We start from the raw sequence: 11,661 nt of genomic DNA on the forward strand, positions 1-11,661 counted from the left end.
CAGGGCGTTACAGTGCCGACAACTTCAGCTCCACTCGCTCCGCGGGAAAACGCGACTCCGAGAACTGGATCGGCTGGCCGTCGGGCGTGACGTTGACCGCCACGGTGACCAGCACGATGGCGCCCGGCTGCAGGTCGAGATCGGCGAGATCGGCGGCGTCCGCATGGCGGGCCGACAGCACGGTCGATTGCCTGAGATAATCGTCGACACCGAAACGGGCGAGCGAAGCGGTGATCGACCCGGTTTGCGCCATCGCCTTGTCGATGCCGGCAAAGCGCCTGGCCTCGAACCAGGCGGCAGCGCGCGACACCGGCCGGCCGTCGGCCTCGCCGCGTGTCTCCAGCCGGATCACCTCGCTGCCACGGGCCAGACGGAGCCCCTCGGCGACGCGCGGGCTGGCGGGCTCGATCGATGAGGCAAGCAACACGATGTGGCGCTCCGAGGTCTGACCCTGCAGGCCTGTCGAAAAGCGCGTGCGCGCGCCGATCGGATAGGACAGCCGCTTGCGCGACAAGACGAAAGTGCCACGCCCCTGCTCAGCCCGCAGCACGCCCTCCTGCACGAGGGCGGATATGGCGCTGCGCACCGTGTGACGGTTGACGCCATAACGTTCCGCCAGTGCGACCTCGGGCGGCAGCGCGGCGTTCTCGGCGAAATCGCCAGTGGCGATCGCTTGCAGGATCCTGTCGGCGATCTGGCGCCACAGCGAGACGCCGCTGCGCCGCTCGATGCTGTCGGCCACATCATGTCCCGTCATGTTTTTGCCCTGCGGCCAATCCTGTCACGCACCCGTCATGGACTCGCGCTAGGTAATATGTATAATTTGTATAGTTGTCTATATCAATAGACAAATTTGGCAACGAGGAAATCAGTCGATGCGAGGACAGGAAGCCCGCGACCAGGCCGAGCGCAAGGCTGCCATGGCCACCTTGGCGCAATCCAGCGGCGACGACATCGTGCGGCTCTGGAACGAGGCAGGTCTGCCATCGCAAGCCGAGATGCTGCGCGGCCCCGAGACCGGCCTGGTCACGCTGCGCGGCCGCATCGGCGGCGGCGGCGCGCCCTTCAATGTCGGCGAAGCGACCGTCACCCGCGCCACGGTCCGGCTGCCGTCAGGACAGGTCGGCCATTGCTACGCGCTTGGCCGCGACAAGCAGAAGGCGAAGCTCGCGGCCATCGCCGACGCTCTCTGGCAGGACCCTGCCCGCCGCGCCGAGGTCGAGACCAGGCTCATCGCGCCCTTACGCTCGGTCCTGACCGTTGCCCACGAAAAACGCCGCGCCGAGACGGCGGCGACGAAGGTGGATTTCTTCACCATGGTTCGCGGAGAAGACTGATGGAGATCGCAGCGCAATCGATCGAGGGCGGCTTCGCCGATCCGGTGTTCAATGCCCAGACCGTTTTCCGCGCGGTCATGGATGCGATGGCGCGGCCGGGCAGCGTGCAGCCTTTGCCGGCCCTGGCCCACCCACCGGCGCCGCTGTCGGCTACATCAGGCGCCATTGCCCTGGCGCTGTGCGACAACGACACGCCGCTCTGGCTCGACCCGGCCCTGCACGTCTCCGCGGCGATCGGCTCTTGGCTTGGTTTTCACACCGGTGCGCCACTGGCCAACACACCGGCCGACGCGCATTTCGCATTTATCGCCACACCGGCCGAGATGATGGCGCTCGACGGCTTCTCACAAGGCACGCAGGATTATCCCGATCGATCGACGACGCTGATCCTGCAGGTCGGCGACCTCACTTCGGGGGCCCCGCTGTTGCTTGAGGGCCCCGGCATCGAAACCAGCGCCACGATCGCGCCGGCGCGGATGCCGCGCCATTTCGTCGAGCAGTGGAAGCAAAACAACCAGCGCTTTCCACGCGGCGTCGACATCGTCCTCGCCACACCGGACGGCATCGCCTGCCTGCCGCGCACGACGCGCATCAAGACGATGGAGGCTTGACCATGTATGTCGCGGTAAAAGGTGGCGAAGCCGCCATTGCCAACGCTCACAGCCTGCTTGCCGACCGCCGGCGCGGCGACCGCTCGGTGCCGGCGCTTCGCCTCGACCAGATCGTCGAACAGCTGGCGCTCGGCGTCGACCGGGTGATGAGCGAAGGCTCGCTCTACGACCGTGAACTGGCGGCACTCGCCATCGTTCAGGCGCGCGGCGACATGATCGAGGCGATTTTCCTGGTGCGCGCCTATCGCACCACATTGCCGCGCTTCGGTTACACCAGACCGATCGACACCAGCGCGATGCTGGTCGAACGGCGTGTCTCGGCGACCTACAAGGACCTGCCTGGCGGCCAGTTGCTCGGTCCGACCTTCGACTACACGCACCGCCTGCTCGACCCCGAGCTGGCCGCCGGCGCCGATGTCGCCGAACCGTTGCAGCGCGCCGGCCAGGCCGAGCCCATGCCGCGTGTCTCGGCCATCCTCGCCCGCGAAGGCCTGATCGAGCCCGATGGCGACATGCCTGGGGATCACATTCCCGGAGACATCACCCGCGAGCCGCTGGAATTCCCGATGGCGCGCGACATCCGCCTGCAGGCACTGTCGCGCGGGGACGAGGGTTTTCTGCTGGCGCTCGGCTATTCCACGCAGCGCGGCTATGCCCGCAACCATCCCTTTGTCGGCGAGATCCGCATTGGCGAGGTGGAGCTTGAGCTTGACGTTCCCGAGCTGCCCTTCGCGGTGCCGCTCGGCACGGTGCGGGTCACCGAATGCCAGATGGTCAACCAGTTCAAGGGCTCGGCCAAGGCGCCACCGCAATTCACCCGTGGCTACGGCCTCGTCTTCGGCCAGAGCGAACGCAAGGCGATGGCCATGGCGCTCTGCGACCGGGCGCTACGCGCCTCCGAGCTCGGCGAGGACATCGTCGCCGCAGCCCAGGATGAGGAGTTCGTCATCTCCCATTCCGACAACGTCCAGGCGACCGGCTTTGTCGAGCATCTGAAGCTGCCGCACTATGTCGATTTCCAGGCCGAACTCGACCTCGTGCGCCGCATGCGCGCCGAATACGAGGCCCGCGAAAATCCAGCAAAGACCGAAGAAAAACGGGAAGCGGCGGAATGACCCTAGCTGCCACCATGCCCGCCGTCGACGCCGCCATGGCCACCGGTCCCGCTATAGCCCGAAGCGCCGGCCACGGTCTCACCCTGCGCGCCGTCCCTCGGCGCGGGCAAAACCATGCTCCGAAGGACAAAGGCAACTGCGCCGATAAAAAGCAGCAGCAGGATTCCAAGGTGCATCCATCCGGCAGCGGTCATCTGAAGCTGTCCCGTTTCCAGCATCCTATCAGTCAAATTCCTAGCACGAAGCGGATGTGATCGCCATGACCGACATCGCCACCTACAACTTCGCCTATCTTGACGAACAGACCAAAAGGATGATCCGCCGCGCCATCCTCAAGGGCATCGCCATCCCCGGGTATCAGGTGCCGTTCGCCTCGCGCGAAATGCCGATGCCCTATGGCTGGGGCACTGGCGGCGTCCAGGTCACCGCTTCGATCATCGGTCCCGACGATGTGCTGAAGGTCATCGACCAGGGCGCCGACGACACCACCAACGCCGTCTCGATCCGTGCCTTCTTCAAGAAGGTCGCCAATGTCGCTGTCACGACCGACACGGCCAGCGCCACCATCATCCAGACCCGCCACCGTATCCCTGAGCATCCGCTGACGGCAGGCCAGGTGCTGGTCTACCAGGTGCCGATCCCGGAGCCGCTGCGCTTCCTCGAGCCGCGCGAGACCGAAACGCGCAAGATGCATGCGCTGGAGGAATACGGCCTCATGCATGTCAAGCTCTATGAGGATATCGCCAAGCACGGCCGCATCGCCACCACCTATGCCTATCCGGTGAAGGTCGAGGGCCGCTATGTGATGGACCCATCGCCGACGCCGAAATTCGACAACCCAAAGATGCACCGCTCGCCCGCCTTGCAGTTGTTCGGCGCCGGCCGCGAAAAGCGCATCTACGCCGTGCCGCCCTTCACCGATGTCGTCAGTCTGGACTTCGAGGATCATCCGTTCGAGGTCCAGACCTTCGACCAGCCCTGTGCGCTGTGCGCGGCCGAGAATGTCTATCTCGACGAGGTCATCCTCGACGACCATGGCGGCCACATGTTCGTCTGCTCCGACACCGACCACTGCGAGAAGCGGCGTGAAGAGGGCCATCGCGGCCATCTTGCCCCCGAGATGATGGAGCCGGCACAATGACCGACGAACCGCTGCTGCGCGTCTCGGCGCTCTCCAAGTTCTATGGCTCGCGCGTCGGCTGCGACAACGTCTCCTTCGACCTATGGCCGGGCGAGGTTTTGGCAGTCGTCGGTGAATCCGGTTCCGGCAAGACCACGCTGCTCAACTGCCTGTCGACGCGGCTGCTGCCCTCCTCCGGCACCGCCAGCTACCGCATGCGTGATGGCCAGTTCCGCGAGCTCTACCGCATGAGCGAGGCCGAGCGCCGCTTCCTGATGCGCACCGACTGGGGTTTTGTCCATCAGAACCCGGCCGACGGCCTGCGCATGACGGTGTCGGCCGGCGCCAATGTCGGCGAGCGTCTGATGGCCGTCGGCGACCGCCACTACGGCAAGATCCGCGCCACGGCCGTCGACTGGCTGTCGCGCGTCGAGATCGAGCAAGACCGCATCGACGACGAACCCCGCGCCTTTTCCGGCGGCATGCGCCAGCGCCTGCAGATCGCCCGTAATCTCGTCACCGGTCCACGGCTGGTGTTCATGGATGAACCGACCGGCGGTCTCGACGTCTCGGTGCAGGCGCGCCTGCTCGACCTCTTGCGCGGGCTCGTCACCGATCTTGGCCTTGCCGCGATCGTCGTCACCCACGACCTCGCGGTGGCCCGGCTTTTGTCGCAACGCATGATGGTGATGAAGGATGGCCGCGTCGTCGAAAGCGGCCTCACGGACCGCGTTCTCGACGATCCGCGCGCGCCCTACACGCAACTGCTCGTCTCTTCCATTCTGCAGGTGTAACGATGCCGACCCCTCTCGTTGTTTCCGACGTCGCGAAAAGCTTCACCATGCATCTGCGCGACGGCATCAAACTGCCTGTCGTCTCCGGCGTCTCCTTCTCCATCAAGGCGGGTGAATGCACCGTGCTCGGCGGCCCCTCCGGTGCCGGCAAGAGCTCGATCCTGAAAATGCTCTACGGCAACTACGCCGTCGACGAAGGCCAGATCATCGTCACGCACGAGGACGGGCTGATCGACCTCGCCCACGCCAATCCTCGCACCGTGCTTGCCATACGTCGGCAAACGATCGGCTATGTCAGCCAGTTCCTGCGCACCGTGCCGCGCGTCTCGGCGCTCGACGTGGTCGCCGAACCGCTGGTCGAGCGCGGCGAGGAGCGCGAGACGGCAAGAGGCAAGGCACGGACCTTGCTGGCCCAGCTAAACCTGCCGGAAAAGCTCTGGATGCTGCCGCCGGCAACCTTCTCAGGCGGCGAACAGCAGCGCGTCAACATCGCGCGCGGCTTCATCACCGAGCATCCGATCCTGCTGCTCGACGAGCCGACCGCATCGCTCGACGCCACCAACCGCGACGTGGTGATCGAACTCATCGCCGCCAAGAAGACGGCGGGCGTCGCCCTGCTCGGCATCTTCCACGACCATGATGTGCGCGAGGCGGTGGCCGACCGCATCATCGACGTCACCGCCTTCGCCCTGGGAAAACTCGCCGCATGACCAGGAAATTGTCGGAGACGCCGCTTGTCCACCCCACGGCGGAGGTACACAACTCGACGCTCGGCCGCTGGACCGAGATCGCCGACCGCAGCCGGGTCTCGGAAAGCGAACTCGGCGACTATTCCTACATGATGCAAGACTGCGCCGTCTGGTGCGCGACGATCGGCAAGTTCGCCAACATCGCGGCAAGCGTGCGCCTCAACGCCACCAATCATCCGACCTGGCGGCCGACGCTGCACCACTTCACCTATCGCGCGTCGGACTATTGGGACGACGCCGAGCATGAACGCGAATTCTTCGCCGAGCGTCGCGCCAAACGCGTCACCATCGGCCACGACACGTGGCTCGGCCACGGCTCGACCGTCCTCCCCGGCGTCACCGTCGGCGATGGCGCGGCGGTTGGCGCCGGGGCGGTGGTGTCGAAGGACGTCGCGCCCTACACGATCGTCGCCGGCGTGCCGGCCAAACCGATCCGCGAGCGTTTCGACCGCCGCACCGCCGAGCGCTACCAGGCGCTTGCCTGGTGGGACTGGGATCATGCCAGGCTGCGCGCTAGCCTCGAGGATTTCCGGGAATTGACCGCCGAGGCGTTTTTGGAGAAATACGAGGGAAGCGCGTCGGGCAAAGAGGCATAGCCCTAACATCATCGTCATATCGCCGGCCTGTTCATATCCCTGACACAGGACTCGTACAGGACGCCATCTCCCCAAGGAGATCGCCATGCTCGACACCGTCAGACCCTCGCTCACTGGATTCTTTGCCGGCTCCAATCCGACGCGGCCAGTGCATCTCGGCACGCGCTACGACGCGTCGGGCAATTTTCTCCTGGAACCTGGCAACACGGTCGTCAGTCATCTGGTCAGCGGCTCGCCCTCGGAAGCCGTGGTGCTCGCTGTCCGCGATCGGATGATGGCCATGCCGGACGCCGACCGTCTTGCCTTCACGCCGGTCTCCAGCCTGCACATGACGCTGTTCCAAGGCATCATCGAATATCGCCGCCGGCTCCCCTATTGGCCGTCCGACGTGCCGCTCGACACCAGCATCGACGCCATGACCCGCCTCTACCTCGAACGCCTGAAAGGCTTCCAGGGCGCCGGGCCGTTCAACATCAAGGTGGTCGAGATCGTGCCGACCGGCCTCACCGTTGCCGGCGCGACCGACGAGGACGTGCGCATCATGCGTGAATGGCGCGACGCGCTCGCGGTGCCGTTCGGCTACCGGCACCCCGACCATGACGCTTACGTCTTCCACATCACCTTCGCCTACCAGATCCAGCGTCTCGCCGACGACAGGGCTGCTGCCTGGCGCGCGCTTTTCGACGAGAGTCTGGCGCTTTTCGGCCGGGAGGCCCCGGTGATCGAGATCAAGCCGCCTGCCTTCTGCGCATTCCGCGACATGAAGCATTTCGAGGAATTGCTGATGCTCGGCTGATCGCCAGCAGGACGCGGCCGTCGTATCTGTGGAGCGTAACAAAACTGACATGCTGGCGACATGGCAGGTTCATGTGGCTGCGTTAGGCGAGTGCCTGACGATCAATATGGACCGGACTGGAACCAGCCCATGTCAGCAAGCTCTGCCACGCTCGAAATCCGCGGTGTCAGCCGACGATTTGGCAAGAACACCGCCGTCAGCGACGTCAGCATCTCGATCCCGCAGGGGCAGATGGTCGGCGTCATTGGTCGTTCGGGTGCCGGCAAATCAACTCTTCTTCGCATGATCAACCGTCTTGTCGACCCCAGCCAGGGGTCGATTTTTTTTGACGGCGCCGAGGTTTCGCAATTGCGCGGCTCGCCGCTGCGGCGCTGGCAGCGCGATTGCGCCATGATCTTCCAGCAGTTCAACCTGGTGCCGCGCCTCGACGTCCTGACCAATGTGCTGCTTGGCAAGCTGAACCACCGTTCCACCCTGTCCAACCTTCTGGGCATGTTTTCGCGCGCCGAGTGCGCTGAGGCGGTCGCCGCGCTCGAGCGGCTCGACATCGCCCGTACCGCTCTTCAGCCCGCCGGCACGTTGTCGGGTGGACAGCAGCAACGCGTCGCCATCGCGCGCGCCATGATGCAGCAGCCCAAGGTGATCCTCGCCGACGAGCCGATCGCCTCGCTCGACCCGCTCAACGCCAAGGTGGTGATGGATTCGCTGCAGGACATCAATCTGCGCGAAGGCATCACCGTCGTCACCAATCTGCACACGCTCGATACCGCCCGCACCTATTGCAACCGCATCATCGGCATGGCCGCCGGCAAGGTCGTCTTCGACGGGCCGCCGGAGGAACTCGACCGCGAAGCCGTGCGTCTCGTCTATGGCGCCGACAGCAATGGTGGCGAGATATCCGAGGTCATCACCTCCACCAGCGTTGCCTTCAAGCAGAAGATCGCCGCATCCGCCGGACCGCTCGAACCCGCATACCCGGGATACTGAGCCCATTACGGGCCAATGGCGAGCAGCCTGGATCGTCCGCCCGCGTCAAGGGCACTTGTCAAGATCAAGAACGCTGCCGGCGCGGGGCCGGAACTTACAGGAGAGACATCAATGTTCAGGAAGATGGTTTTCGGCGCCGTTTCGGTGCTCGCCATGGCCACCAGCATGGCCCACGCCGCCGACATGAAGGAATTTCGCGTCGGCATTCTCGGCGGTGAAAACGAAACCGACCGGCTGCGCAACTACCAGTGCCTGGCCGACCACCTGAAGACCGAATTCGGCTTCGAGAAGGTTTCGCTGTTCCCCGCCGCCGACTATGACGGCGTCATCCAGGGCCTGCTCGGCGGCACGCTCGACTTCGCCGAACTCGGCGCTTCCGGCTATGCCAGCGTTGTCCTGAAGGACCCGAAAGCCGTCACCCCGATCCTCACCACCAAGCAGACCGATGGCGCCACCGGCTACTATTCGATCGGCCTGGCGCTGAAGACCTCGGGCATCACCGACATCAAGTCGGCCAAGGGCAAGAAGCTCGGCTACGCCGATCCGGATTCGACCTCCGGCTACCTGATCCCGCTGACCCAGATTCCGAAGGAGACGGGCGCTTCGAACGAAACCTTCTTCGCTTCGACCCAGTTCAACGGCGGCCATGAGAACAACATCCTGGCCGTGCGTGACGGCAAGGTCGACGTCGCCGTCGACGATTCCTCAGGCATCGGCGACTTCAAGAACGGCTTCACATCCGGCACCTTCCACAAGGTCGTCGCCAAGGGCGCCGTCGACCCGAACGACTTCGTCGAAGTCTGGCGCTCGGGCCTGATCCCGAACGGCCCGCTGGTCGTGCGCACCGCGCTCGGCGACGACATGACCGCCAAGCTCACCGCCTTCTTCACCGACCTGCCCAAGAAGGACAAGGCTTGCTTCGAAGGCGTCGAAGGCGGCGATTTTACCGGCTATGTTCCGGTGAAGCCGGACTTCTACAACGTCATCGTCGAAGCCCGTAAGGCAGCCATCGGCGGCTAACGGCGAAATCGAAACGGGGGGCACCTCGGGTGCCGCCCTTTTTGCATCTCCGATCATGACCCTTTCCGTGACAGCCCCTTCCGGCGCCACCCACCAGATGGCTGATGCCTGGCGACGCCAGACGTCGCTGCGCCGGTTCTATACAGTGCTTGGCGTCGGCCTGATGCTTGCCGCCATGTTCGCCAGCATGTGGTTCGCCGACGAAGCCAATGCCGGGCACTTCTTCGACCGGCTGCCGCATATTCTGGATTTCCTGAGCTGGCTCATTCCCAAGGACTGGAACGACGTCTGGCGCGCCCTGTTCGACATGGCCTCGCCGCATGACACCGGCACCCAGGAATTCAACTTCCCGCTCGGCCGCGTCTATGTCTGGGGCGGCTTCTACATCCCCGAATATTTCGAGCTGATGATCACCACCGTGAACATGGCGTTGGTCTCGACCTTCATCGGCTTCATTTTCGCGGTGCCCTTTTCCTTCATCGCGGCGCGCAATCTGACGCCCCATCCGGCACTGAGGCAGATCGTCAAGCGCTTCATGGAATTGCTGCGCGCCTTTCCGGAAATCGTCATCGCCGGCCTGTTCGCGGCCATCGTCTCGACCGGTCCGATCGCCGCCATCATCGCCATCGGCCTGCATTCGATCGGCGCGCTGGGCAAGCTGTTCTATGAGATCAACGAGAACATCGACATGCGGGCCGAGGAAGGCCTGCGCGCGGTCGGTGCCAACTGGTTCGAGCGGGTTCGTTTTGCCGGCCTGCCGCAGGTGCTGCCCAATTTCATGTCGTATACGCTGCTGCGCGTCGAGATCAACGTCCGTGTCTCGACCATCATCGGCGCCGTCGGCGGCGGCGGCATCGGCGAGGAGCTGAAGCTCTCCATCTCACGCGGCTTCGGCGCCAAGACGCTGGCGCTGGTGCTGCTCCTGTTCACGACCATCTTCATCATCGACCAGTTCTCCGCCTGGCTGCGCCGCAAGCTGGTCGGTGAGCAAGCCTTTATGATGGGGGCGTAGATCATGGCGACCATGACCGCCGAACAGATGCTGCCGATCGAGGAGCGCTACCCGCAGATATTCCGGCGACCGCTGTACAAACGCTTCACGCCGCTGCTCCTGTTTGCCGGCATTCTGCTCTACCTCATCTATGTCCTGTGGTTCTTCAGCCTGCCGCAGGTGCTGCGGGACTCGCACTGGGAACGTTTGCCGCTCTTCCTGACGCAATGGATCAGCTACGACCTGCAGCCGGAATTCCGCCTCGACCAGCCTGAGATCACGCCGAAATACCCGCGCTTCTCGGCACTGGGCGAGAACCCTGATCCCGACTGGGTGATCAAGAACGCGAATGGCACCTACACCATCCTGATCGATGGGCCGGCTAAGTCCGTCACCTTCGACAAGACCCAGGCGACCATCGTCGTCAACGGCCAGACAATTCCCGTGTCCCTGACTGGCGGCAAGCCGGTGGTATCAGGCCCGGTGCCGGACTGGGTCACCGTGCATGACGACGAAATCGTCGCCAAGATGGGCTTTGTCGGCGAGGTGCGCGTGACCGTCGACCGCGTCAAGGTGCGCAAGCGCTTCCTCGGTTGGGCGAATTTCGTCTTCGACACGCGCTCGCCCTTCTTCGGCAAGTCCGCGAGCGAGGTGATCTCGCTGATCATATCCGGGCCTGAGTTGAAGCCGGGCACCTCGAACCTGGCGCTGGCCGGCGACAACATCTGGAACAACGCCCAATGGCAGCATGGCGATGTCTGGACGAAGCTCTTGCAGACCATCGTCATGGCGTTCCTCGGCACGTTGCTCGGGGGCATCGTCGCCTTCCCGCTTGCCTTCTTCGCCGCGCGCAACATCACGCCGAGCGGTGTGCTGAGCCAGGTGCTCAAGCGCTTCTTCGACTTCATGCGCTCGGTCGACATGCTGATCTGGGCCCTGTTCTTCACCCGCGCCTTCGGCCCCGGACCACTGGCGGGAAGCGCGGCGATCTTCTTCACCGAGATCGGCACCCTCGGCAAAGTCTATTCGGAAGGTCTGGAGAACATCGACGACAAGCCGCGTGAAGGCATCACGTCGACCGGCGCCAATGGCCTTCTGGTGCAACGTTATGGTGTGATGCCCGAAGTCATACCCATCTTCATCAGCCAGACGCTCTATCAGTGGGAATCCAACACCAGGGGCGCCACCATCATTGGTGCGGTCGGCGCCGGCGGCATCGGCCTGAAACTGTGGGAAGCCATGCGCACCAATTCCAACTGGGCAAACGTCTTCTACATGGTGCTGTTGATCCTGCTCGTCGTCTTCATTTTCGACAACATATCCAACTTCCTGCGCCGCCGGCTGAGCCGGACGATCCACGACTACAACAGGATTCAGGCCGAGCGGGGGTAGCTTTATGACGCATAAGCCCAAGGCATCGTCTCGCCCGGCGCCAAAGGGTCGACCCTCACTCCGTCGAGCTTCGCTCGTGTCCAGCCGATAGATGGGTAACAGTTTGAACCGGATACATAGGTAACAGTTTCTCCCCTTATGATGGGTTCGCCG

General features: G+C 64.1%; 14 protein-coding genes. 13 read left to right on the plus strand and 1 reads right to left on the minus strand.

Going from position 1 to position 11,661, the window contains the following annotated elements:
• Nucleotides 1–7: 7 nt before the first annotated feature.
• Entirely contained in the window at nt 8–757 is a 750-nt protein-coding gene (gene phnF, locus LB569_RS24390; RefSeq protein ID WP_224694394.1) for a phosphonate metabolism transcriptional regulator PhnF, read from the minus strand.
• Nucleotides 758–875: 118 nt separating this feature from the next.
• Between phnF and phnG the strand changes: the two genes are divergently transcribed.
• The 13 genes from phnG to phnE (LB569_RS24455) all read left to right on the plus strand — a co-directional run bounded on the left by phnG (nt 876) and on the right by phnE (LB569_RS24455) (nt 11,508).
• A complete protein-coding gene (phnG, locus tag LB569_RS24395) occupies nt 876–1,337 on the plus strand; it encodes a phosphonate C-P lyase system protein PhnG (RefSeq protein WP_224694395.1) in 462 nt (153 codons plus the stop codon).
• Entirely contained in the window at nt 1,337–1,948 is a 612-nt protein-coding gene (gene phnH / locus LB569_RS24400) for a phosphonate C-P lyase system protein PhnH (protein WP_224694396.1), read from the plus strand. Before phnG ends, phnH begins: the two co-directional genes overlap by 1 nt.
• A 2-nt stretch (nt 1,949–1,950) precedes the next feature.
• Nucleotides 1,951–3,063, plus strand: a complete 1,113-nt coding sequence (locus LB569_RS24405) for a carbon-phosphorus lyase complex subunit PhnI (protein ID WP_224694397.1) — start codon at nt 1,951–1,953, stop codon at nt 3,061–3,063.
• A complete protein-coding gene (locus LB569_RS24410) occupies nt 3,060–3,317 on the plus strand; it encodes a hypothetical protein (protein WP_224694398.1) in 258 nt (85 codons plus the stop codon). The genes LB569_RS24405 and LB569_RS24410 overlap by 4 nt, the downstream gene beginning before the upstream one ends.
• Before the next feature lie 5 nt (nt 3,318–3,322).
• Complete coding sequence (locus tag LB569_RS24415; protein WP_140704051.1) at nt 3,323–4,204, plus strand: alpha-D-ribose 1-methylphosphonate 5-phosphate C-P-lyase PhnJ; 882 nt, start codon at nt 3,323–3,325, stop codon at nt 4,202–4,204.
• Entirely contained in the window at nt 4,201–4,977 is a 777-nt protein-coding gene (gene phnK / locus LB569_RS24420) for a phosphonate C-P lyase system protein PhnK (protein ID WP_013892928.1), read from the plus strand. Before LB569_RS24415 ends, phnK begins: the two co-directional genes overlap by 4 nt.
• Before the next feature lie 2 nt (nt 4,978–4,979).
• Nucleotides 4,980–5,687 carry a phosphonate C-P lyase system protein PhnL gene (gene phnL, locus LB569_RS24425; protein ID WP_224694399.1) on the plus strand — a complete coding sequence of 236 codons (708 nt, stop codon included), beginning with the start codon at nt 4,980–4,982 and terminating at the stop codon, nt 5,685–5,687.
• Nucleotides 5,684–6,322 carry a DapH/DapD/GlmU-related protein gene (locus LB569_RS24430; RefSeq protein ID WP_224694400.1) on the plus strand — a complete coding sequence of 213 codons (639 nt, stop codon included), beginning with the start codon at nt 5,684–5,686 and terminating at the stop codon, nt 6,320–6,322. Before phnL ends, LB569_RS24430 begins: the two co-directional genes overlap by 4 nt.
• Before the next feature lie 85 nt (nt 6,323–6,407).
• Complete coding sequence (locus LB569_RS24435) at nt 6,408–7,118, plus strand: DUF1868 domain-containing protein (RefSeq protein ID WP_224694401.1); 711 nt, start codon at nt 6,408–6,410, stop codon at nt 7,116–7,118.
• 129 nt (nt 7,119–7,247) lie between these two features.
• Complete coding sequence (gene phnC, locus LB569_RS24440; protein ID WP_224541906.1) at nt 7,248–8,105, plus strand: phosphonate ABC transporter ATP-binding protein; 858 nt, start codon at nt 7,248–7,250, stop codon at nt 8,103–8,105.
• Nucleotides 8,106–8,216: 111 nt separating this feature from the next.
• Nucleotides 8,217–9,125 (plus strand): phosphonate ABC transporter substrate-binding protein, encoded by a 909-nt coding sequence (gene phnD, locus LB569_RS24445; RefSeq protein ID WP_140704040.1) that lies wholly within the window; start codon nt 8,217–8,219, stop codon nt 9,123–9,125.
• A gap of 55 nt (nt 9,126–9,180) precedes the next feature.
• Nucleotides 9,181–10,137 (plus strand): phosphonate ABC transporter, permease protein PhnE, encoded by a 957-nt coding sequence (phnE, locus tag LB569_RS24450; protein ID WP_224694402.1) that lies wholly within the window; start codon nt 9,181–9,183, stop codon nt 10,135–10,137.
• A gap of 3 nt (nt 10,138–10,140) precedes the next feature.
• A complete protein-coding gene (gene phnE, locus LB569_RS24455; RefSeq protein ID WP_224694403.1) occupies nt 10,141–11,508 on the plus strand; it encodes a phosphonate ABC transporter, permease protein PhnE in 1,368 nt (455 codons plus the stop codon).
• Nucleotides 11,509–11,661 lie beyond the last annotated feature (153 nt).

Origin of the sequence: Mesorhizobium sp. BH1-1-4 (assembly GCF_020165665.1) — a bacterium.
GTDB lineage: Bacteria > Pseudomonadota > Alphaproteobacteria > Rhizobiales > Rhizobiaceae > Mesorhizobium.

Coding starts and splice junctions, on each gene's coding strand:
- phnF (WP_224694394.1), bottom strand. CDS start 757: ATGACGGGACATGATGTGGCCGACAGCATCGAGCGGCGCAGCGGCGTC.
- phnL (WP_224694399.1), top strand. CDS start 4,980: ATGCCGACCCCTCTCGTTGTTTCCGACGTCGCGAAAAGCTTCACCATG.
- LB569_RS24410 (WP_224694398.1), top strand. CDS start 3,060: ATGACCCTAGCTGCCACCATGCCCGCCGTCGACGCCGCCATGGCCACC.
- phnH (WP_224694396.1), top strand. CDS start 1,337: ATGGAGATCGCAGCGCAATCGATCGAGGGCGGCTTCGCCGATCCGGTG.
- phnK (WP_013892928.1), top strand. CDS start 4,201: ATGACCGACGAACCGCTGCTGCGCGTCTCGGCGCTCTCCAAGTTCTAT.
- phnE (WP_224694403.1), top strand. CDS start 10,141: ATGGCGACCATGACCGCCGAACAGATGCTGCCGATCGAGGAGCGCTAC.
- LB569_RS24405 (WP_224694397.1), top strand. CDS start 1,951: ATGTATGTCGCGGTAAAAGGTGGCGAAGCCGCCATTGCCAACGCTCAC.
- LB569_RS24430 (WP_224694400.1), top strand. CDS start 5,684: ATGACCAGGAAATTGTCGGAGACGCCGCTTGTCCACCCCACGGCGGAG.
- phnE (WP_224694402.1), top strand. CDS start 9,181: ATGACCCTTTCCGTGACAGCCCCTTCCGGCGCCACCCACCAGATGGCT.
- LB569_RS24435 (WP_224694401.1), top strand. CDS start 6,408: ATGCTCGACACCGTCAGACCCTCGCTCACTGGATTCTTTGCCGGCTCC.
- LB569_RS24415 (WP_140704051.1), top strand. CDS start 3,323: ATGACCGACATCGCCACCTACAACTTCGCCTATCTTGACGAACAGACC.
- phnD (WP_140704040.1), top strand. CDS start 8,217: ATGTTCAGGAAGATGGTTTTCGGCGCCGTTTCGGTGCTCGCCATGGCC.
- phnG (WP_224694395.1), top strand. CDS start 876: ATGCGAGGACAGGAAGCCCGCGACCAGGCCGAGCGCAAGGCTGCCATG.
- phnC (WP_224541906.1), top strand. CDS start 7,248: ATGTCAGCAAGCTCTGCCACGCTCGAAATCCGCGGTGTCAGCCGACGA.